This window comes from Shewanella oncorhynchi, from assembly GCF_030848765.1.
Taxonomy (GTDB): Bacteria; Pseudomonadota; Gammaproteobacteria; order Enterobacterales; family Shewanellaceae; genus Shewanella; species Shewanella oncorhynchi.
The window spans coordinates 4,477,010-4,499,805 of sequence record NZ_CP132914.1 but is presented as its reverse complement, the minus strand read 5'-3'; the positions used below and the strand labels follow the sequence as shown (position 1 = coordinate 4,499,805).

General features: G+C 44.5%; 21 protein-coding genes. 9 read left to right on the top strand and 12 right to left on the bottom strand.

The genetic code is table 11. The features are described from left to right. The first annotated feature begins 89 nt into the window (after positions 1–89). The 4 genes from RA178_RS19920 to RA178_RS19905 all read left to right on the top strand — a co-directional run bounded on the left by RA178_RS19920 (position 90) and on the right by RA178_RS19905 (position 6,156). Positions 90–1,019 (top strand): LysR family transcriptional regulator, encoded by a 930-nt coding sequence (locus RA178_RS19920; RefSeq protein ID WP_263142947.1) that lies wholly within the window; start codon positions 90–92, stop codon positions 1,017–1,019. 302 nt (positions 1,020–1,321) lie between these two features. Next, a complete protein-coding gene (locus RA178_RS19915; protein WP_306683506.1) occupies positions 1,322–1,741 on the top strand; it encodes a hypothetical protein in 420 nt (139 codons plus the stop codon). Between the two features lie 64 nt (positions 1,742–1,805). Beyond that, positions 1,806–2,675, top strand: coding sequence for a hypothetical protein (locus RA178_RS19910; RefSeq protein ID WP_306683505.1), 870 nt, complete (start codon positions 1,806–1,808; stop codon positions 2,673–2,675). A 22-nt stretch (positions 2,676–2,697) separates the two neighbouring features. Continuing rightward, on the top strand, positions 2,698–6,156 hold the full coding sequence (locus RA178_RS19905) for a zinc-dependent metalloprotease (RefSeq protein WP_306683504.1): 3,459 nt from the start codon (positions 2,698–2,700) through the stop codon (positions 6,154–6,156). Between the two features lie 99 nt (positions 6,157–6,255). On the opposite strand, the gene rho is transcribed toward RA178_RS19905, so the two are convergent. Together rho and trxA are read right to left on the bottom strand one after the other, a co-directional pair. Then, positions 6,256–7,521: a transcription termination factor Rho gene (gene rho, locus RA178_RS19900; RefSeq protein ID WP_011787892.1), complete on the bottom strand. Its 1,266-nt coding sequence runs from the start codon at positions 7,519–7,521 to the stop codon at positions 6,256–6,258. A gap of 209 nt (positions 7,522–7,730) precedes the next feature. Further along, a complete protein-coding gene (trxA, locus tag RA178_RS19895) occupies positions 7,731–8,057 on the bottom strand; it encodes a thioredoxin TrxA (RefSeq protein WP_105250415.1) in 327 nt (108 codons plus the stop codon). Positions 8,058–8,209: 152 nt separating this feature from the next. Here trxA and rhlB point away from each other — a divergent pair, with 152 nt between their 5' ends. Continuing rightward, entirely contained in the window at positions 8,210–9,526 is a 1,317-nt protein-coding gene (rhlB, locus tag RA178_RS19890) for an ATP-dependent RNA helicase RhlB (protein ID WP_063884693.1), read from the top strand. Then, complete coding sequence (locus RA178_RS19885) at positions 9,527–10,453, top strand: Ppx/GppA phosphatase family protein (RefSeq protein ID WP_306683499.1); 927 nt, start codon at positions 9,527–9,529, stop codon at positions 10,451–10,453. A 66-nt stretch (positions 10,454–10,519) separates the two neighbouring features. On the opposite strand, the gene RA178_RS19880 is transcribed toward RA178_RS19885, so the two are convergent. The 10 genes from RA178_RS19880 to nadC form a co-directional block, all read right to left on the bottom strand. Continuing rightward, positions 10,520–11,056, bottom strand: a complete 537-nt coding sequence (locus RA178_RS19880) for a thioredoxin family protein (RefSeq protein ID WP_306683498.1) — start codon at positions 11,054–11,056, stop codon at positions 10,520–10,522. A 493-nt stretch (positions 11,057–11,549) separates the two neighbouring features. Further along, the gene (gene mutT, locus RA178_RS19875; protein ID WP_131523409.1) at positions 11,550–11,942 is read right to left on the bottom strand and encodes an 8-oxo-dGTP diphosphatase MutT; all 393 of its coding nucleotides are present in this window, start codon (positions 11,940–11,942) and stop codon (positions 11,550–11,552) included. Between the two features lie 78 nt (positions 11,943–12,020). Beyond that, positions 12,021–12,230, bottom strand: a complete 210-nt coding sequence (yacG, locus tag RA178_RS19870) for a DNA gyrase inhibitor YacG (RefSeq protein ID WP_219251915.1) — start codon at positions 12,228–12,230, stop codon at positions 12,021–12,023. Between the two features lie 73 nt (positions 12,231–12,303). Continuing rightward, complete coding sequence (gene zapD / locus RA178_RS19865) at positions 12,304–13,038, bottom strand: cell division protein ZapD (protein WP_173247868.1); 735 nt, start codon at positions 13,036–13,038, stop codon at positions 12,304–12,306. After that, on the bottom strand, positions 13,031–13,648 hold the full coding sequence (gene coaE / locus RA178_RS19860; protein WP_263223082.1) for a dephospho-CoA kinase: 618 nt from the start codon (positions 13,646–13,648) through the stop codon (positions 13,031–13,033). Before coaE ends, zapD begins: the two co-directional genes overlap by 8 nt. Positions 13,649–13,809: 161 nt before the next feature. After that, the gene (locus RA178_RS19855; protein ID WP_306683493.1) at positions 13,810–14,736 is read right to left on the bottom strand and encodes a prepilin peptidase; all 927 of its coding nucleotides are present in this window, start codon (positions 14,734–14,736) and stop codon (positions 13,810–13,812) included. A 32-nt stretch (positions 14,737–14,768) separates the two neighbouring features. Then, a complete protein-coding gene (locus RA178_RS19850; RefSeq protein ID WP_113940789.1) occupies positions 14,769–16,037 on the bottom strand; it encodes a type II secretion system F family protein in 1,269 nt (422 codons plus the stop codon). 53 nt (positions 16,038–16,090) lie between these two features. Then, positions 16,091–17,800, bottom strand: a complete 1,710-nt coding sequence (gene pilB / locus RA178_RS19845) for a type IV-A pilus assembly ATPase PilB (protein WP_306683491.1) — start codon at positions 17,798–17,800, stop codon at positions 16,091–16,093. Positions 17,801–17,871: 71 nt separating this feature from the next. Beyond that, the gene (locus RA178_RS19840; protein WP_306683490.1) at positions 17,872–18,306 is read right to left on the bottom strand and encodes a pilin; all 435 of its coding nucleotides are present in this window, start codon (positions 18,304–18,306) and stop codon (positions 17,872–17,874) included. A 749-nt stretch (positions 18,307–19,055) separates the two neighbouring features. Continuing rightward, the gene (gene nadC, locus RA178_RS19835; protein WP_306683489.1) at positions 19,056–19,937 is read right to left on the bottom strand and encodes a carboxylating nicotinate-nucleotide diphosphorylase; all 882 of its coding nucleotides are present in this window, start codon (positions 19,935–19,937) and stop codon (positions 19,056–19,058) included. A 257-nt stretch (positions 19,938–20,194) separates the two neighbouring features. Here nadC and ampD point away from each other — a divergent pair, with 257 nt between their 5' ends. The 3 genes from ampD (at position 20,195) to pdhR (ending at position 22,730) form a co-directional block, all read left to right on the top strand. After that, complete coding sequence (ampD, locus tag RA178_RS19830; RefSeq protein WP_306683487.1) at positions 20,195–20,758, top strand: 1,6-anhydro-N-acetylmuramyl-L-alanine amidase AmpD; 564 nt, start codon at positions 20,195–20,197, stop codon at positions 20,756–20,758. 81 nt (positions 20,759–20,839) lie between these two features. Next, the gene (ampE, locus tag RA178_RS19825; protein WP_306683485.1) at positions 20,840–21,691 is read left to right on the top strand and encodes a beta-lactamase regulator AmpE; all 852 of its coding nucleotides are present in this window, start codon (positions 20,840–20,842) and stop codon (positions 21,689–21,691) included. Positions 21,692–21,977: 286 nt separating this feature from the next. After that, entirely contained in the window at positions 21,978–22,730 is a 753-nt protein-coding gene (gene pdhR / locus RA178_RS19820; protein WP_105250401.1) for a pyruvate dehydrogenase complex transcriptional repressor PdhR, read from the top strand. Positions 22,731–22,796: the final 66 nt, after the last annotated feature.

Below are 22,796 nucleotides of genomic sequence, written 5' to 3'. Positions count from 1 at the left end.
TACTTGTATCGTGTAGCCATTGTGTGGAATATTAGCCAAGAGATAAACAGGATAAAGTTTGTAATTTTTTCAAAGGATTTTTGATAATCATGCTAATTAATGATTTAGCTTTGTTCGTGCGAGTCGCTGATTGCGGCAATATATCTGCCGCAGCAGCCGAGATGGATATCTCGGCTGCTTCTGCCAGTGCAGCAATAAAACGGCTTGAGAAACAGCTCGATACTAGTTTATTTATCCGCACGACACGCAGCTTACGTTTGACTGTGCAAGGTGAACGTTATCTTATTCATTGCCGACGTGCGCTAAGCGATTTAGCGCTTGGCGAACAAGCTATCGCCAGTGATAAAGGTAAAATATCTGGTACCTTAAGCCTTTCGGTTTCTTCAGACTTTGGCCGTAATCTGTTTGTGCCTTGGCTCGACGAGTTTTTGCTCGATTTTCCTCAACTGCAAGTGCGCTTGCACCTTGGCGACAATATCAGCAGCTTTTATCACGATAAAATTGATGTCGCCGTGCGCTATGGAAAACCGCAGGATTCTAACCAAGTGGCTTTTCCCATCTGCAGTGTTGATCGTGTTTTGTGCGCCTCACCTGAATATCTCGCCAAGTTTGGTGCACTTGATTCATTAGAACAATTAGTTGAGCATAATTGCTTGTTTTATAAGTTAGATGATCGCACCCACGATCAATGGCTATTTAGGCGAGATGGTCAAGAATTCAAAGTGCGTGTCACGGGCAATCGTAGTGCTAATGATGCCGAGATTGCCCGACGTTGGGCTGTGGCTGGCAAAGGGTTGGTATTTAAGTCGAGTCTAGATCTGGCCGATGACTTAATCTCAGGGCGATTAGTACGTTTGTTGCCTGAGTATCAGGGGGAGCCCGTCGATTTGTACTTAGTGTGCCCAGGACGTGAACATGTCACTCCCGTGGTGTTACTGCTTCGTGAAATGTTACGCCAGCGCTGTAAAGAGCTGCAAATGCAGTTGGCGGCTCGTCATATTCTCCCACAACACCCTTAAGCAATTGCATTTTGGTGATATATGTAAATAAGCGCACTGCATGTTGTTATTTATTTGCAAATAAATTTTTCTAAATTGTTTTTCTCGGTGGGCTTAGTTGTTGCTCATTGTGTCTTTTTATGTTTAATTTTGCAGGGTTTTTCTGATCTAACTCATATTTATTTTAATTTAATATGAGTTTGCTCTTGTGTGAGTTGATAATGTTTTTTGTTCGTGCGTATGATGCAACAGATGTATCTTTTTGTATCTTTGGCTGTGATGTCGCAGTGGAGATTATTTATAGCATGACGTATTGACGAGCAATGTTAACTAAATTAGCCATAAAAAAATATCCAAAAATACCAAAGCGTTTTCTTTTCGCTGTGGGTGAGTGGCTGAAATTTGGAATATTATGGGTGAGCTTACCTGTGAATATTGCCGCGTTGTCTAATTCTTGTGTTATTGAAAATAATTATTTATCAATAGCTTCAGTGGTGGCGTTTCACTGTGAACCTGTTAGCCATCAGTCAATAGTAATAGTTGGTGAATATAGCGCTCCCCTTTGGACTGGGTTTGCCCAAACGGATTTTGAAAGCATATTTTGGGGAGCGTCTTTTTTCGTTTTTTTGGGTTTTATTTATTTCGTCTTAACCATATTTATACGTAGTTATATTATTAATATAGAAAACTATTATTCAGTTTTACTTAATTGGATGAAATCAATTCAAGCAAGTACATCCTAGCGTTAAATAGAGCGCATGCTCACTATCAAGATTTTTCATTAAAAATATAAATCAAGGTTTTATTATGCAACCAACGAATAATCAATATTATTCGTCGATTTCTCGTCGACGAAATAAATGGTCTGTGTTTTTCTGCGTGCAGGTGATGCTGGCCAGTATCTCCTTTGTCGGTCAAGCATTGGCCGTCAATGAATTTGAGCTAGCAACGGATGCACAAGCAGCAAAATGGTCTGGCTACGTTAATGTGGGTTTTACGCGAAACATTTATGACTCGGAAAGTTATTACGCCTATCAAGCCTACAACATCGATAGCCGTATCGATTACAAGTCAAATTGGGGCAATGTGTTGTTTACCCTTGGGGGTGAAAAGCAAACACTACATGGCAAAGAGTCCAGTTTTTATGATCCTTTGCTGGAGTACCGCACGCCACTGTATGCCTTAACCGATACCGTCTCATTGAAAGGCAGTTTAGGTGTGTATTTACCCGCAGAACGTGAATCAAAACTAGATAGGTTGCAATATGCGCCGCGCATTGCCGCGTACTTATTTTGGAGCCCGCTAGATAACCTAAGTTTTTATTTTTCACCGCGCTATCGCTACAACGCTTACCAATATAAAACCGCTGGTGAACGCGTGTTAGTTGAACAGCAACTCGATGGATTACTCGATGCTTATTGGCAAATAACGGTCAATTGGTATTTGGATATGAGTGGTCGTTATCGGATTTCCAAAAACTATTACGGTCGTCGACTCGATGATCAATTTACCTTTGCCCAAGAACTCGGTTGGTCGTTTAAGCCTGATTGGGTGCTGGCTGTTGGTCACAACAATAGTGGTCGTTTCTATAACCCAGAAGTGGGGACATCTCAGGGATTTGAGATTTATGACAAAAAGAGTTCAACCTTTTATTTGTCAATTACTAAATATCTATAAAAACAGTAGTTAAGAGGAATCTATGAAGAAGTCCATGCTATGTCTGGCGATCACCAGCGCACTGACCCTTGTGGGGTGTGGTGCCGGCGATGAGCCTTATAAAGAACTCCCGAAAGATGAAAAGCAAGTCACCACTGCCGACATCGATAAAGCAACTGAGCGGCAATATCTCTACATTCGCAGCGTGGGTAAGGCTCCGCGTTATGCTGCCGAGGTGCGAGGTTTTACCCAAGGTGATCCTAAGTTGGTGACCTTGCATAAAACTGAGAATGGTATCCAAGTACGTCAAATTGACCGAGATAATATCGGACTAGGTCATGACAGTCGTTATCCTAATGAGTATAACCAAGCGCCAGTGTTAACCATTCCTGGCGAATATATCGACTTTAAATGTACCGAAGATAAATGGCGTGAGTGCGTTAACGTTGAGCAAGTTAATACAGATGCTAATTTAACATGGCAGGATAAGCGCTACTTTGTCCCCGATTTTGCCAAAGCCAAAATTGCCGAACTGGGCATTAATGACATTTTCACCTTTGGAGAATGCGTTACTGAAACAGAAGCCCCGCGTCTAGTGAATACTCAAGGCCAAAAAGGCTATGAGATGGATTTAGCTAAGGGCGTGGTTAACTTTGAAATTGAGCATACCTATCAAGCTTCACCAAGTTGCTTTAACCAATTTTACGGTGGCAACCTCGACAACCTATCCTTTACGACCACCGAGTTTATTTCGATTGTGGCGGTGGATCAGTTAGCCAGTAAAGACTATCAAGCGATTCCCTATGCCGAAAATGAAAAGGGTGCATTTGGCTTCTTTACCTCCTCCCATACCTATCGTGATGCGACTGACTCAGAGGGCGTTGACGGGTATGTGCGAACTTACTTAAATCGCTTCAATCCGGCCAAATCGGAACTGACTTATTACCTGAGTAATAATTTCTACGATGCGAAAAATAAACCCTTTTTGGATGCTGCCATTGAGTCTGTTACGGCAATTAACATTCAAAACAAGCTGTATAAAACCGGTTTTCCACAGATAAAACTTGAGCAAGCCAATGATAAACGCCATGGCGACCTACGTTATAGCAACATCACCTTATTCGATGAGCCACTAGATAATGGCTTGGCGGGTTATGGTCCATCAGCGGCAAACCCGCTAACAGGTGAAATTGTTAGTGCGCGAGTCAATCAATACAGCTCGAATCTAAAACAAGGCGCAGTACGTTACTATCGCCAAGTGCGTTTAGATTATAACAGAGGCAAATTGGACGCGAATTCAGTGACGTCGTTAACGGGTGAGCCATATGTCTCTCGTTTGGACAAGCCTGATGTCAGCCTAGACACCGCGCCAGTTGAGGCGGCTGCATTTGAGCAACCCACTCAGCAACTTATCGCTGCACCCAAATCGATGTTATTAACGCCCAAGGATAATAGTTTCGATGCTTTAGCTGATTTTGATGAAAAAACACAAGCGTTTTGGTCTGAAAACTCAATGATGCATGTGGATACCGTGTTTGCTACGGGTGGTAGTGATCGTGAATTACCTCGCGGCATTAAGGGTCATGAAATTGACTGGCAAAAAGCTGAAATGTGGGTTGACGGCAAAGTGGGTGGTAAGTTAGCGGCATTTGAAGATCTGCCCATAAGTTTACAAGACTCCTTAACGACAGCCCTAGCTGCACAAGCATTTGCTGGCACCTTAACCCATGAGTTAGGACATACCTTTGGCTTAAGGCATAACTTTGCTGGGAGTCGCGACCACGACAATACCTTTAACCAAGCGCAACTGACGGAGTTAAAAGCCGCCTTTAGCGATGCAGGTTACCCAGACATTACTGTTAATGCCGAGTTTTCGAGCCAAATGGATTACAACGTGAATCGGTTTGCGACCACGTTTGAACCCTATGACTTAGCTGCGTTACGTTTTGGTTATGCCCGTGAAGTAGAAACGAAGGCCAACGAATTTGTGTCGCTCAAAGCAGAAGATTTCAAACGCCGTGACGAACTCGCCAAAGGGGTTGTTAATGGAGATACTCGATTTGGCGCGCTTTATAACATCGAGCAAAACAATAGCCTACGTCAGTATTCTTACTGCACTGATGAACATGTGTCCCTTAACAGCAACTGTAATCGTGGTGATGCAGGTAAAAACTTAGATGATATTAATCAGTTCTATATCGAGAAGTATTTTGATAGCTACGAGACCATGAACCTACGCCATAATCGTCAATCTTTATTTGAAGATCATAGCCTAAGTTACGCCATTAATCGTAAAGCTCAGTTTGATGAAATACGTCAATTCATTGAAGATGTGAGCTTTTTAGAGCAATTATTTGGTCTATCTGAAAACTTTTTCGCTGGTGAATGCGAACGATTGGCGGCGGCAGGTAGCGAGGCTTGGTATTGCGCGAATCAGCGGGCGATGAATCAGTCGGCAGATTTCTTCCTTAAGCTGGTGGGAGAAAATGATGCGACCCTCGATGTGACATACAAGCAAGCCGATGGCAGCGTGGCCTTAAGACAGCAGTACAATTTTGGCAAAGTGCTTGAACAATATCGTTTTAAAAGCGGCGATATGAAGGCGAAGTTTGAGCCAGGTGAGGTGATAAGTCAGTTCTCTGATTCTCCTGAAGCCTTGAAAGAGCTGATCATTAAATCGCAAATTAATCCTAAATTTCAGGATTTATTAACGGCGGATGTCAGCTTTTCGGGTCGCTTACTTAACGGTATTAAAACGCCTGCGTCCTCACCTAACCATCCCTATGTGAATGAGCGCGACGTGTTGGGGGTGTGGCCAGATAAATTGTTAGCCGTGAGAGCCTTAGTATCACGTACCACCCCACGTAGTACATCGAGTCTTGGTTATAAAGCATTGGTTGATTTACCTAATGTGGGTCCAGTGTTCCAAGATATGCTGTGTAAGATGACCATGGGTGAAGGTCCTGGGCTGACTCGTGGTAATACGCCACTCTTTGCCGAAAGCTGTGGCGCGAGTGATAAGCTCGATAGCTATTTGCCTTATTACACTGATTTTTCGCAACAAAGTATTGAGCCATTACCTAATTACGACCGTTCGGTATCACGTTACTTCCAATTCGATACTGTTAACGGGCAGCCAAAAGGTAAGAGTAATTTACTGCAGATGATATTACGCCAAGTGGTGCTTGCATCCGTTGACAGTGATTATCAAGGCGAGCAAAAAGCTAGGGTATGGCGTGAATATGTTGGTATTCGTTTAGCTGGCCCGGCATTGGCGACTCAAGCGGAAGTGACGTTAAATGGCCGAGTGTACGCGGCAACCGCAGAAAACACCTTAGCACTTGCGCTGATCAACCGAATTAAAGAGATGGAAACCTTTAAGACGCAAGCCGGGGAGGCCACGCTTGCCATCAAGTTAAACAATGGCACAGTAGGGGAGATCATTGATAGCCAGTTAAGTCGAGATCAGTTAGTGCTCAGTTACTTACCTGTGCTTGATTAAGTCACTTGAATCAAGATTAGCCGCACCCGCGGCTTTTTTAATACATAAACAAAAGGCCGCTCAGTGAACGGCCTTATTATTCATGCAATCTTGTATGGCTTAAGACTTAGTGCGTTTCATGGCGGTAAAGAACTCTTCGTTAGTCTTGGTCATCGCCAATTTATCGATTAAGAATTCCATTGCGCTGACTTCATCCATAGGATTGAGGATCTTACGCAGGATCCACATTTTTTGCAGTTCTTCTTGAGTCGTGAGTTTTTCTTCGCGACGCGTACCGCTGCGGTTGAAATCAATGGCTGGGAACACGCGCTTTTCTGCCGCTTTACGTGACAAATGTAGCTCTTGGTTACCTGTACCTTTAAATTCTTCGTAGATCACTTCGTCCATCTTAGAACCCGTATCAACCAAGGCTGTGGCGATAATGGTCAAGCTGCCACCGTGTTCGATGTTACGTGCCGCACCAAAGAAGCGTTTTGGACGGTGCAGGGCGTTAGCATCCACACCACCGGTTAACACTTTGCCCGATGATGGGATAACAGTGTTATAGGCACGGGCTAAACGGGTAATCGAATCGAGTAAGATAACGACGTCTTTCTTGTGCTCAACCAAACGTTTTGCTTTTTCAATCACCATTTCGGCAACTTGAACGTGGCGGCTGGCTGGCTCATCGAAGGTTGATGCGATAACTTCGCCTTTAACGAGGCGCTGCATCTCAGTTACTTCTTCTGGGCGTTCGTCGATCAGTAATACCATCAACACCACTTCTGGGTTGTTGTAGCTGATGCTTTGAGCAATACCTTGAAGTAATAGCGTTTTACCGGCTTTTGGTGGTGCAACGATCAAACCACGTTGACCTTTACCAATCGGTGAGCATAAATCCAGAATACGTGCGGTAATATCTTCAGTTGAGCCGTTGCCGCGCTCCATACGCATACGTTCTTCTGCGTGGAGTGGGGTTAAGTTTTCAAAGAGGATTTTATTACGGGAGTTTTCTGGTTTATCGAAGTTAACTTCGTTGACTTTCAATAGGGCAAAATAACGCTCGCCTTCTTTTGGTGGGCGAATTTTACCAAAAATGGTATCACCCGTTCGCATGTTGAAGCGGCGAATTTGGCTTGGTGAGACATAGATGTCATCTGGACCAGCTAAATAAGAACCGTCTGAGCTGCGTAAGAAGCCGAAACCGTCTTGGAGTATTTCTAATACCCCACCACCGAAAATGTCTTCTCCACTTTTTGCGTGGGCTTTAAGGATTGAGAAAATAATGTCCTGCTTGCGAGCGCGGGCCATATTTTCGAGCTTCATATTTTCAGCTAGCGAGACTAGGTCAGAAATCGGCGTGTCTTTTAATTCAGTTAAGTTCATTTTGGGGGTCTTGTGTTACGCGACAAAGCTTACCGCGATCAATCAGTAAGGATGTAATTCAGGATAGTGATTGACGAGCGAGAAGAGGTTATTAGAAAGAATCTGGTTATTAAAGTAGCACTAACAAAGCGGGGCGTCCAGAAATTTAGGGAAATTCCGGCACAATTAATTTATAGCTTGTGCCGGAGGTCACTCATTACGACGTCAAATTAGATTTGAGCGTCGATAAACTCTTTCAATTGCGTTTTTGAGAGTGCGCCAACTTTAGTCGCGGCTAATTCGCCGTTCTTGAATAGCAGTAAAGTTGGGATGCCACGAACGCCATATTTCGCTGGAGAAACATTGTTTTGGTCAACGTTTAATTTAGCGATAGTCAAGCGACCTGCATATTCTTCAGACACATCGTCTAAAATTGGAGCGATCATTTTACAAGGACCACACCACTCGGCCCAGAAGTCTACCAATACTGGCAAATCAGACTTTAATACGTCGTTTTCGAAGCTGTCGTCACTCAGGTATATAATTTTATCGCTCATGATGTTCTCCAGTTTGGGTGCCATTGCTGGTTTGTTAATGGCTTACCATGTATATTGGGGCTGAAAAATAGCTTTTCAAGTTACCTTTTTACAATGTGGCTATTTCAAACGATCGAGTATCTTATTGCAACCTCAACAGGTAAGCTTGCGCTATGAGCGAAACACATCTATCTACCCAAAGGTTTGCCGACCTACCTCTACATCCTGAGGTTAAACAGGCCCTTGCCGAGAACGGCTTCGAATTTTGTACGCCGATCCAGGCGTTATCACTGCCTGTATTACTCCAATCAAAAGATATCGCAGGCCAAGCACAAACGGGCACTGGTAAGACAATGGCCTTTTTGGTCGCCACGTTTAATCATTTATTATCGACTCCCATACCTGAAGGTCGACTGATTAATCAGCCCCGCGCCATCATTATGGCCCCGACTCGCGAACTGGCGATTCAGATTGCCAAAGATGCGATTTTACTCGCCAAGCACACACACTTAAAGGTGGGTATTGTTTATGGCGGTGAAAGTTACGATGTGCAGCGTAAAGTATTAGATCAAGGTGTTGATATCTTGATTGGTACAACGGGTCGAATTATCGACTACGTTCGCCAAGGTATTATTGGCTTGAATTCAATTCAGGCAGTAGTACTTGATGAAGCCGATCGTATGTTTGATCTTGGTTTTATTAAAGATATCCGCTTCTTATTTAGACGTATGCCTGAGGCAAATCAACGTCTTAATATGCTATTTTCGGCAACCTTGTCCATGAAAGTACAAGAGCTGGCTTATGATCATATGAATGAGCCCGTTAAAGTCGAAATCGCCCCCGAAGAAAAAACCTCCAAAAACATCAAAGAAGAAATCTTCTATCCTTCCCAAGAAGAGAAGATGCGTTTGCTGTTGACCTTGATTGAAGAAGATTGGCCAGAAAAAGCCATCGTTTTCTCCAACACTAAGCACAGTTGTGAAACGCTTTGGTCTTGGCTTGAAGGTGACGGACATCGTGTGGGTTTATTAACGGGTGATGTGCCACAGAAAAAGCGTATTCGTATCCTTGAGCAATTTACCAGTGGCCAGCTAGATATATTGGTTGCTACTGATGTTGCGGCTCGTGGTCTACATATTTCTGACGTTTCACACGTGTATAACTATGATTTACCTGATGATTGCGAAGACTATGTTCACCGAATCGGTCGTACGGGTCGTGCGGGCAACAAAGGCATGTCGATAAGCTTTGCCTGTGAAGAGTACGCATTGAACTTGCCTGCAATCGAAAGCTACATCAATCATTCGATTCCAGTAAGTAACTACGACAGTGAAGCTTTACTGGCCGATATTCCTACGCCAGCGAAGATCCACCGTAAACACCCTAGCGGCACTCGAAACTTGCGTGATCGTTCAGGGGCAAGCCGCCCAGGTGCTCAACGCAGTGGTGCTCGCCCTCCTCGTCATGATAGGACACGTAGACATTCGTAAATGCCAACACCCGCTTATGCCGCTATAACATTAGGCTCAAATAGTTTTAATATGCTGATCGCCAAAACGCGTGGTGGTCAGCCGCATATTATTGCGAAATATAAACGCAAGGTGAGGCTCGCCGAAGGCATAGGCAACGATGGCAAATTAAGCCCCGATGTCATGCAGCGCGGCCTCGACTGTTTGAGTATGTTTGCCCAGATGTTGGTACAACATAAGATTGAAGCAAACCATGTCGCTGTGATTGCAACTGCAACTCTTCGCAGTATTAGCAATGCCGATGAGTTTAATCGGCGTGCATTGCCACTCTTAGGTCATCCGATCGAAATTATCTCTGGAATGCGTGAAGCAGAGCTTATCTATCAAGGTATGGTGGCGACCACTTGTGGTCAAGGCCGTCGCTTGGTTATTGATATCGGTGGGGCGAGTACAGAGTTCATCATTGGTGATGGGCATCAAGTGCTGTTCAAAACCAGTTTACCCTTTGGTAGCGTGACTTATAATCGCCAATTTTTCAGCAGTTTGCCGCTGCAGCAGTTAGATTTCGATGATGCTAAGCAGCAAGTACTAATCGCATTAGCAGAGCATAGACAAACCCTACGTGATCTTGGTTGGCATTGTGTCGTTGGTGCCTCCGGGGCTGTACAGTCCGTGGTAGAAGTGTTACTACACCGAGGGTTATCTGAAACTATCACACTCGATGTGCTTACTCAGTTGAAGGCTGAGATCCTCGCTCAAGAAGATATTAGCTTAATGGGGATTGTTGGGCTTTGTAGCGAGCGGGCACCGACTTTTGCTGCGGGTGTCGCTATTCTATTGGCTTTGTTTGAGTTGCTGGGGATCGAGCATTTAGCCTTATCTGGCGGCGCATTACGTGAAGGTGTTTTAGTGATGTTAGCTCAGCGGATTATTGACGAAGTCAGCTAATATTTTATTAAAACATGATAAAAACCAAAGGCCGCGATGCGGCCTTTATTGTTTGTACTGTGGCGATTATTTCAATAAATCGGCGAGATCTTTTTCTAAGGAAACCGTTGGACGCTCTACGATGCGGCCAACTTCTTTACCTTGCTGCAGTACAATAAAGGTTGGAATGCGGGTAAAGTCGTATTTTGCGGCTAAGCCTTCGGGATCTTTTTTCGTTCGGTCGACACCAATATAGGTCACTTTAATATTGGGATTAGCGACTTCTTCCATAATACGGATAAAGCGCGGTGTTTCCCGGTGACAATCTGGGCACCAAGTACCAATGATCACTACAATTTCTGTAGGTTTAGTGATGCTTTTAAGTGGGGTGATTGCAGTGGTATCGACTTGATAGGTTTTATACCCTTCAGCAAACTCATTGAGATCTGTGACTAAATTTTGTGCTTTTACTATGCCAGTTAAAATCACTTCTTGTTTCTCCTCACTGCAGGTCGCAATTAAACCCTGTTGTTGTTCTTCAAATCCACAGCCACCATTGGCTAGTACCTGACAACTAAAAAATAAGGCGGTAGTGGCTAGGAATGCCTTAACGTTATTGTGCATGATGCGCCCTCGAAATCGAAGAGAAAGAATGAAATTCGATTCAAACATTATTCTGGATACGATTAAAGCGATTAATTGATTTGCTGCAAGCAAGATCACGCATTGCTAATATCTATACCCAAGCTACCTGAAGATACGAGTTTCAGAGTGCCTAGGGTGCTTCAATTCAAGGCGCATCAATGACAGAATGTCGGCCACCTTTTGAATTGATGCAACACGGAAGTGGAGTGCCCTAGGCGCTCCGTCTCGGCGTGTTTTAACGCACTTTATGCTGTGTTGATTATTTTTAACTTAGCCCGCTAGGTCTGCAAATAGCCGCCTTGCCTAAAGTGCGTTAAATTCCCGCTGAATCCTGCATCTTCAGGTGGTTTGGGTATGTAAGCTTAACGATCGCATAATTACATGTTTTTCGGAGTTAAGGCATTGAAAAAGTTCATCCCCGAATCGTGATTCGGGGACAGAACACATTGAGAGGATAAGGTAAATTACTTGATTACTGAGCCAGAATTTTTTCAAGAATAGGCTTATTAGCTTCGGGGAAGTCGTAATTGGTTAAGTCGGTTTTAGTGACCCAAGCGATAAGCTGGCCTTCAAGGCCTTGGGCTGTGCCGTTAAATTCGGTGACTGAATGGATATCGAGTAGCACTTGTTTATCGGGATAGTCGAAACTCAACGCCATAAATGGCTGACTATCAGTGACATTGAGCGCGACTTCCTCTTTGAGTTCACGGATCAATGCCTGAGTGACAGTTTCGCCTGTCTCAACCTTACCACCAGGAAATTCCCATTTCCCACCTTGATGTAAATGATCTGGGCGTTTTGCCAACAGAATTTCACCGGCCGAGTTAGTAATAATGCCGACGGCAACATGGATGCGTTTAGTCATAATATTTATCGATTAATGAGTGGGTAAAAGTAAGTGCATTAAAGGCTTGAGCTGAGTGATTCGTGTGTAAACCCAAAATTACTCTTTAAAAAAATCGCCTTCATCGAGATCAAATTCATCAAATGTTTCTGGATCAAATTCGGCTTTGACTGGGATGACGTGTTTTTCTGACGCCCAATCGCCGAGGTCGATCAACTTACAGCGCTCGCTGCAAAAAGGTTTAAATGCAGATTGTGGCACCCACTCGACAGGGGCTTTGCAAATAGGGCAGTTAACGGTCAATGGCATAATTGTTCTCTTGGTTAACGGCGATAAAGCGGCCGCCAATACGAATGTCTTTCAGGCCATTAGTGTAAAGGCTTCATGCACAGGTAGCCAGTAAGAAATCAATTGAACGGTCGGAGTGGCGTTGTTGTTCAAACTGCACAAAATGGATAGCGAAACGGTTTTTATGGCCGCTAATCGTAGGATAACACCCGTGGGAAGCATCGACTTTAACCCTTACCAAAGCAAGTGCTTGGGCACTGTCACCTTGATAAAAGCCAGCATGGGCAACGGCATTGTCGTAATGGGCTGTACTGCGGGTGAGTTGAAGTAGTAACGTGATCGGGGTAAGTAAAGGTTCGAAATGCGCTATCCAAGAGCGATAATCGTGCTGTTTTTCTTCCCAAGGTTTAGATAGCCAATAATGCAGTTGTGGTAGGTCGAAGTTACAGCAAGCACCTGGCATGCCGAAGCGTTGTCGTAGTGCGGAAATAAATTTGTCTTGTTTTAATTGGCTGCCGAAGCGTTCAGGCTTTTGTAACGGTTCGCGGGCTTGGGTGAGGGCGTTGATATAGATATTGATTTGCTGGTGGTCGACGTGATCTAATTCTTGCCATTTGTTCAGTTGCAGCAAGTGCCGCTCAATATCTTTTAATACTTCATTGCGATAATCGCAGCGTTCAGACAATTCACAGAGGGAAAACAGCGGATAAAAACATCTATGTTGGTGGTCATTGCTTAGGTTACTTTGCAGCTGTTTATCGAGGTATTCGAGCCGCAAGTAGCTGCGAATTTTCTCGTTTAGGGGCTGTTCGTAAACTAATTCAGTCATGGGCGTTATGAGTACCAGATAGTTGTAAATAGCGTTGGTGCAATGCTAGCACCTCTCGTTTTAAGGTTGATATCTCTCCCTGATTATCAATAATGTCGTCGGCTCGGGCGAGTTTTTCGCTGCGGCTCAATTGGCTGTTAATGATGTTATTTACTTGAGATGCATCAACATTGTCCCTTTTTATGGTGCGGCTGATTTGCAACTCAGGCGAAATATCCACCACTAAAGTCCGATTGACTAACCTATCTAACCCGTTCTCAAATAGCAAGGGCACGACCATAATTACATAGGTCGAGGTTGCTTTTTCTACCTGCGCTAGCATTTCTTGGCGGATCATGGGGTGCAATAGCTGGTTTAACCATTCACGTTCTTCAGGGTGGCTAAATATCCGTTGCCGCAGTTTGGCGCGATCGAGTTCACCTTCTGGCGTTAACATCTCAATGCCAAAATGGCTAACGATGGCCTCAAGCCCTTTTGAACCCTGAGCGACAACGTCGCGGGCAACGATATCGGCGTCGACTAAGGTAATGCCTTCTGCGGCGAATAAATTGGCAACAGTCGTTTTACCGCTACCGATACCGCCAGTAAGGCCAACAATAAATTTGGACATAACTTTCTCTTAAAAGCCAAGAAGGACGCATCTCTACTAGGAGCTAGAGCGCTTCGCTGCTAAGGCGGACTTCGTCCTGCGAGAATCTATAAGGGTGAAGCCCGTTCTGCATTTTCTAGCCGCTGCGTTTTTTGCTGCACCCTAGAAGGACGAAGTCCGCTCTATAGAGTTTCTAAATACCAATCAACAATCTGTTGTCCAAATAGCAAGGCTATCCAGCCTGCGGCAGCAATATAAGGCCCAAATGGGATGGAATTACCTTGCTTGAGGCGTTTACTGACAATCATAGTGATGCCGACCAGTGCTCCGACTAAGGACGAAAGTAAAATCACCAGCGGCAGCATTTGCCAGCCGAGCCAAGCACCGAAAACGGCGAGCAGTTTAAAGTCCCCATAGCCCATGCCTTCCTTGCCAGTGAGGATCTTAAATAGCCAAAAAATGGACCACAAGCTTAAATAGCCAGCTGCCGCACCGATAACGGCATCGGTTGGGCTCGCAAAGGTATGATTTAGATTGATGATCAAGCCGAGCCAAAGTAACGGTAACGTCATTTGATCTGGCAGCAGCATCTCATCAAGATCGATACCAGTAAGTGCGACAAGTACAAATGTCAGTATGCTCGCAAAGACAAATTGCCAGCTTGGACCAAAGTGCCACGCTAAAGTCGCAACAAGTAGCCCTGTGATGAATTCAATTATTGGGTAGCGGGCGGAAATGGGGGCGTGACAGGCGGCGCATTTTCCCTTGAGCATTAACCAGCCGAATACAGGTAAATTATGCCAAGGTTTAATCGACGTTTTGCACTTAGGGCAGGCTGAGCCCGGCACCACGAGATTATATTTTTCGGGGAAGCTATCTATAGGTGTATTGAGTTTATCAATACCGATTTGTGTGACTATCTCAGCGTGGTATTCCTGCAAATACTGATTGCATTCTTGCTGCCATTCCCGTTTCATCATCACAGGAAATCTGTGGATCACTACGTTTAAAAAACTGCCTATGGTGGCGGCAAAAATAAAGCTTAGTGTAACAAAGAGCCAAGGACTCTGATTAAAAGAGTGGCCTAAAAGAGAGATAAATTCTGACATTTAGTTTTCTTATTTTATTTGAATCGAATGAATTAACTGACGATTTTACCCATTTGGAAGATAGGAAGATACATAGCGACAATTAACCCGCCGACCACAGTACCTATGACTACCATCATAATAGGTTCAATTAGGCTTGATAAACCATCAACCGCATCGTCGACCTGCATTTCATAGATGGTTGAGACTTTGTTGAGCATGTTATCCAGCGAGCCGGATTCTTCGCCTATCATCACCATCTGCACTAACATATCGGGAAAAAGCCCTGTGGTTTGCATTGCGACATTCATCTGCATTCCCGCCATGACCTCTTGGCGAATATTCAATATGGCTTTGCGATAAACGGCATTACCCGATGCGCCAGCGGCGGATTCTAAGCCATCAATTAACGGCACACCTGCTGCAAATGTGGTAGCTAAGGTGCGGGCGAAACGAGCCATGGCACCTTTGTGTAAAATCGGTCCAATGGCTGGGATTTTAAGCACGGCTTCATCGACTCTATCTCGCACCATTTGCGAGTTTCGGTGTGCTCGTACAAACAAAAATACGCCGCCAACAATAGCGGCTAAAAAGATGTACCAAGAGGATTGTAAGCCGCGGGAAATATGCAGTACCAGTTGCGTAAAGGCGGGTAGTTCTGCACCAAAGCCCTTAAAAATTTCCTCGAATTGAGGTACGACAAAGAGTAATAACAATGTCGTGACTAAAAGCGCGACTATGACGACCGCTGCAGGATAGAACATGGCTTTCTTAATTTTTGATTTGAGCGCTTCCGTTTTTTCTCTGTAGGTTGCGACGCGATCGAAAACCAAATCGAGTGAACCTGAGTGCTCACCTGCGGCGACTAAGTCTACATAAAGTTCGTCGAAGTAACGTCTATGGGGGCGCATGGCATCGGATAAGGGAATACCCGATTGAATGTCGGTTAAAATAGTACCCAGTAATTCCCGCATTTTAGCTTTTTCATGGCCACGGCCGAGTAGTTCAAATGTCGTTACCAAAGGAACGCCTGCCGCCAACATAGTCGCGACTTGACGGGTCATCATTGCTATATCCATAGGGGTGATATTGGCTTCACCTAACTTAAATAGCGGAGAGGACTGCTTACGAACGCTCTTAGGGTTTACTCCTTGGGATTTAAGCTGACTACGGATTTCGGCTGCGGTTGCACCTCTAAGCTCTCCTGCCGTTTTTTTGCCGTCGCGATTTACGCCTTTCCATTCGAAGGTATAGATTTTGGGCTGGCTTTTTTGCTCGTTTTTTTTGCCGCGAGACTTTCTTACTGTTGTTGCCGTAGCCATAAATAATCTCTGTTAGGTTGTAAAAGCAGGGCGCTCTTTGCAGTGCTCTACTCTTAAAAACTCGTTACGCGATTGACTTCTGCGATGCTAGTAACACCGTGGATTACTTTCAATAATCCTGACTGACGTAAATCACGCATCCCTTGCGCTTTAGCTTGGGAGGCGATTTGTAGGGAGTTACCACCTTCCATAATAGTACGCGCTATTTCATCGGACATCTTCATCACTTCGTAAATACCAACCCGGCCTTTGTAGCCGCCGGAGCAATGCTCGCAGCCCACAGGTTTAAAAGTGGTAAAACCTTGGGTAATTTGTGCTTGGGCAAAACCTAAACGTAATAGTTCATGCTCAGGGATGACTTCAGCTTGCTTACATTCGGGGCAGAGGCGACGCGCCAAACGCTGGGCAATAATCAGGTTAACTGAGCTGGCGATGTTATAACCTGGCACGCCCATATTGATTAAACGAGTCAAGGTTTCAGCGGCCGAATTAGTGTGTAGGGTCGATAACACTAAGTGACCCGTTTGTGCCGCTTTAATGGCAATTTCGGCGGTTTCAAGATCGCGAATTTCACCCACCATCACTACATCGGGGTCTTGGCGCAGGAATGAACGTAAAGCGGAGGCGAAAGTCAGACCAGCTTTTAAGTTAATGTGAACTTGGTTTACACCTTCAAGGTTTATTTCTACCGGATCTTCGGCGGTAGAAATATTACGCTCTTCGGTATTAAGAATATTTAACCCTGTATAGAGGGAGACGGTTTTACCTGAGCCAGTAGGACCGGTCACTAAAATCATCCCTTGGGGTTTTGCTAACATCTCAAGGTAAAGTTTTTCTTGGTCGGGCTCGTAGCCAAGTTTTTCAATGCCCAGTTGTGCGGAGGAAGAATCTAAGATCCGCATCACAATTTTTTCGCCCCACAGGGTCGGCAGGGTACTAACTCGGAAGTCGATGGACTTAGTGCGGGAAAGTTTCATCTTGATTCGGCCGTCTTGTGGCACGCGGCGTTCGGCGATATCAAGTTTCGACATTACTTTTAATCGCGCCGATAAACGATTTGCAAGGCTAATAGGTGGTTCAGAGACTTCGTGTAAAATACCGTCGATGCGAAAACGAATGCGGTAGCGCTTCTCATAGGGTTCAAAGTGTAAATCCGAGGCACCCTTGCGGATCGCGTCGGTTAAAATTTTATTGATATAGATAACAATAGGCGCATCATCGCTACTCTCACCTGTTAACTCTTCATTGCGTCTGTCGGTATCCGTTATTTCAATATTGGCTAGAGCCGCTTCATCCATACCGCCTAAATCTAGGCCACTAATATCTACTTCGAGGATTTTTTCTAGCGCTTTAGCCAATTTATCTTCTTCAACCAGAATCGCTTCGGCGTGGAGGCCTGCACTAAATTGGAAATCTTCGAGGGCGGCGATATTGGTCGGGTCGGATGTCCCTATATAGAGGCGATTACCACGTTTAAACAGGGGTAAGCAGCGGTGTTTCTCAATCAGTTTTTTATTGAGGAAGTCCTCAGGAATGGAAGCAAGATCAAACTCATTAAGATCGAGTAGTGGCGTGCCATATTCTTCATAGCAAAGCTCTGCAATAGCACGTGCTGAGACTAGTTTGCTTTGCACTAAGGTGCTGACCAACGCTTGCTTATTTTGGCGGGATTTTGTGATGGCGTTAGCCATCTGCTCTTCATTAAGCAGGCCCTTACGAATAAACAGGGTCGATAAACCTAAATGAAGGCCAGTTGTGGGCATTTTTAAAACCTAAACTAATGAAAGATTAAATGGCAGCTGTGCTGCCATTTATGGATACATATGCTTATAAACTATAGACCAGCACCAGCTTCACACTGTGCAAGTGTTGCACCTGTTGCACCAGCATTTAAGGTTGCCGCATATGTTACAGTGCCAGCATCTAAAATTGTCGCTGTAACAGTACAAGTCCCATCAGTAAAAGCAAGAGCGGCTCCAGAACCTTCTGCAAGGTCGGCAGAAAGACTAAGGCCATCGTTTGCAACGTTTGCCTCTGCATTAATTGTGTCACAAGAAATGCCTGACTGAACACAAGTTACGGCTTTAGTCGTGTATGAAGAAACACCTTTCATGGCCGCACCACCATGGGCCGAACCAACATAATCACGGTATGCTGGTAAAGCGACTGCTGCCAAAATGCCGATAATGGCAACTACAATCATTAGTTCGATCAGAGTAAAACCCTGAGCTTTTTTATTTAATGCTTTGTTTAAATTCATGGCCTTCATTTTTCTCTCCAGCTAACTATTTAGTGACTTACTGTGGTTGAATAGAGTGTTTAACCTAACCGCTGTTTTACTCTATAAATTGTTTTATCTCATCAAACTTTATTACTCATTTATGTCAATAAAATCATTTATATGATCTATGTAACATTAACAGTACACCGATGATCTTGAATGACCCATGTGTAATGACTCATGCTGATTTATCCAAGCCAGCTTTACTAAATTAGCACTAAGTTAATGCTGGGTTAGCGCTTGTTTGAATAAATTGTTTCGGCAACCGCACCTTAGGCTAACGTTTTCAAAAATATGCCTCTCAAAAAACGTGAACTAGGCAATTTTAAAAAGAATCCCAGTGCTGACCTTAGGTGAGGTTGACCAAACGGCCATCTCGCCTTGGTAAAAGTTAGTACAAAGTTAGGTAAAAGGAAACAAAAATTAAGTATAAAGTACTAATAAAGTGTTGTTTTTGTATAAAAGGCTAACTTATCGACATGTTAGGTTATAACAACTTTTTGACAATGTCAGTTTAGCTGGCGTGTCTTTCGATGTTGTCAAATTGGTGACATGAAATGGTGGCGGGTTGGGTGCTTCGTGAGGGTGAATGCTGAGTATGATAGTACAGACGTAATTTCGTCATTTTGTTTGCTGGAGCCCTACAAAAAAATGCATTTCGCCTTAATATTTTATGAGTGGAATGTGCTTACGGTACTTTGCGAGAACATTCCACTGCCATTTTACATCTAGCGGTTTTAAGCTTTTAATCTGAGTGATAAATCTAAGGCGTGAACATGCTTAGTGAGTGCGCCAACTGAGATATAGTCCACCCCTGTTTTGGCGAATTCGGCTAAGGTATCTAAGGTGACATTACCAGAGACTTCGAGCTTGGCGCCGGCGCCTTTAGCTTTATATTGATTGTTCATTTCCACGGCTTCGACCATCTTAGTGATGTCGAAGTTATCTAGCATTATGATATCTGTGCCAGAGTCGAGTGCTAAGGCGAGTTCTTCGAGTGACTCCACTTCGACTTCAACGGGTTTATTCGGGTACAAGCTGCGGGCGGTATCTACGGCTTGGCGAATACCGCCACAGGCCATAATGTGGTTTTCTTTAATCAAAAAAGCATCATATAAACCAATACGATGGTTTTTTCCGCCACCGCAGGTGACGGCATACTTTTGTGCCGTGCGTAGGCCTGGAATTGTCTTGCGAGTATCTAACAAGCGAGTGTGAGTCCCCGCCAGTTTATCGACATAATGTTTGGTTAAGGTGGCAACACCAGAAAGTGTTTGGATAAAGTTCATTGCCGTGCGTTCGCCAGTGAGAATAGCGCGCGCAGGACCTGATAATTCACATAATAGCTGGTTGGGTAATACTAGATCGCCATCATCCACATGCCAATGCAGTGCGACTTCACCACCGAGTTGGTTAAAAACCTGCTCTGCCCATGCTTTACCACAAAAAACGCCTTCTTCACGGGTGATTAAAGTGGCTTCAGCGTACTTATCGGCGGGGATCAACATTGCTGTGATGTCGCCATAAGCGATGGCTTTGGTTTGATCGTTGATTTCGGTGCCACCTAAGTCTTCACTGAGGGCAGATTTTACTGATTGGCGGATATCGTTTTCTAACATAAGCGGAGTCCTTGCATTACGGCCTACTTGCATTTTAGGTTAAGATTACCACGGCCTTAGGTCTCACGGAACAGGTTGGAAGATTGAGCAAAGGAGTAAGCTGCAGCCTTATTTAAATTGAGAGTGGATGGTTTGTTCCATGATCTCAATGTTAAAAGATAGCTCAGTCAGTAAGTTCCGTGCGCAGGGTTTCTTCTTTGCTTGGAGGAATACTGTTAGAGTAAGGCGGTATATGTGGCATAGAGGATAAGCTCATCATGCGGTTTGATTCGGGTTGGTGTGATAGTGCGAGGCGTTGTGAGTCGCCACATTTTAATCAACGTCCCTTGAATGAAGTGAGTTTGTTAGTGATCCACAATATTAGTCTGCCCGCAGGCTGCTTTGGATTACCTTACATTGATCAATTATTTCAAGGGTGTTTAGATACTAATGCCGATTCCAGCTTTGCACCGCTCAAGGGCTTGCAAGTGTCGGCGCACTTTTTGATCCGCCGCAATGGCGAGCGTGTCCAATATGTAAGCTGTAATGACAGGGCTTGGCATGCTGGGGTGTCTCGTTATGGTGAGAGAGAGAATTGTAATGATTTTTCCATTGGTATTGAACTGGAAGGCACAGATACTGAGTCTTACACTCCTGAGCAATATCAGTCACTTATCGAGTTAACACAAGCCCTACTGGTAGAATATCCATTGCTGAGTATTGAACGGATTGTGGGTCATTGTGATATTGCGCCAATGCGGAAAACGGACCCAGGGCAAAGTTTTGATTGGGAAGGATATTTAGGCAAGTTAAAGGAATATACTCAGGCGTTGCGCTCTTAGTTAATCACTTAACTTTTTGGATTTTAGACGTATTCCATATAAACCTAGACTATTTATGGACAAATTATAGAGGTACAGCCCATGGCATTATTTTCACTCTTGGTCGCCATTTTAGTGGAGCGACTTAAATTTCTTCCTTCATCATGGCAATTTGATCGTTTACTGCAATCCTATCAGACAACATTTTTCGGTGATAAAGCGTCACTGACAAGCGTGATGATGGCGTTGGCGTTAGTGCTACCAGCCTTGTTGGTATATGTTTTATCTTGGTTAGTGGCGGGAATGTTTTGGGGCTTATTAAGTTTAGCCCTATGGATTGTTGTGGCAGTGGTTTGTTTTAACCATCAGAAACAGCGTGATATTTTCAAAAAGTATATGCAAGCCGCTTGTCGCTCAGATGTCCAAGCTTGTTACCATTATGCCGCCGAACTCGATTGTAGCGAGTGTTTAGATGCTGTATCCGAGAAAGACCTGGGTGCCAAAGTGGGTCAAAGTGTTGCTTGGATTAACTATCGTTATTATGGTGCCGTGGCGCTGTTTTTCATTTTTTTAGGTCCAGTCGGTGCGGTACTGTATTGCACGGTACGTTTTTATGCCGAAGAGAATGCCCGTAAATCTCTAGAGCTACCCTTAGTCAACGAAGTGATTATGATACTGGATTGGTTACCGAGCCGGATTTTCGCCTTTGGTTATGCCTTAAGTGGTCAATTTAGTGAAGGTTTAGCGGCGTGGCGCCGTAATGGATTGACCTTAAATGTGAGCGCTCGCACTGTGGTGGCTGAAACGGCATTAGCGGCACAACCTTTACCTGAGGTCGCAAGTGCACCTATATGTGTACAATCAACCTTAGCATTATTAGTGCTCAGTAAACGTAACTTTACACTTATTGTTGCAATACTTTCATTACTGACCATTTTTGGATTGGTGAGTTAAAAGAAGGATGCTTCGCAGCTAGGGCGTCGCCGTGCTCCTTCTAGTCTAGAACCTAGAATCTATCCGCTGCGCTTTTGCAGCGTCTAGTAGGGCGAAGCCCGTGCTTTTGTCAAATGGTCTGACCCCATAAACATTTTTTTCCGCTATGCTCTCTCTTCGTGAGTGCTTTTGATCGAGATCGCTTTTAAGGAGTGATCTTCAATCTGGACATCAAAACGCTGATTTGATAAAGTGCGCTCACTCAAAAAAATTGGTAAGACCAATTTACAACGGAGCTGAGCGCCTGATGGCCTATAGTAAAATTAATCAGCCAAAAATTTCTGACGTGATCATGGCGCAATTAGAGCAAATGATCTTAGAGGGGAGTTTACAGCCCGGTCAGAAGTTACCGCCTGAACGCGAACTGGCGATCCAGTTTGAAGTGTCTCGACCTTCTTTGCGTGAAGCTATTCAAAAGCTTGAGGCAAAAGGACTGTTAATGCGCCGCCAAGGCGGTGGTACTTATGTCAAAGAACAACTCTGGCAGACCCTTGCCGATCCTATTGTTGAACTGATGAATTCAGATCCAGAAAGTCAGTACGACTTACTGGAGTTCCGCCATGCCACCGAAGGCATGATGGCCTATTTTGCGGCCCTGCGTGGTACCGACGCCGATATGCAAAATATCAAGCGTATGATCCTCGAGGTGGAAGCCGCCACCGATATCGAACAAAAAGCTGCTGCGATTGTGCGTTTTTATCGTGCTGTGGCGGAAGCGTCACATAACGTGGCTATGTTACACCTCGTTCTTAGTTTAACCCCTGTGCTGCATCAAAATGTGGCGCAAAACCTGGAGCTTTTAAGCCGCCGCGAAGAAGCTTCTACTATGGCTAACGATCACAGACGGGCCTTGCTCGCTGCCATCGTTCGTCGTGATCCCGACGCCGCCAGAGAAGCCTCGAATGAACACTTAAGTTACATCGAAGAGGTGATGTTATCTGTGCGGGAAGAAGATAGCCGGTTGCAGCGAAGCTTGCGCCGTTTAAAGAGTGGCGCTTAAGTTCTGTGATTTAGCTGCCAGCTAAATCGGAATATGCCGCAAACACCATTCATTATCATGTATATA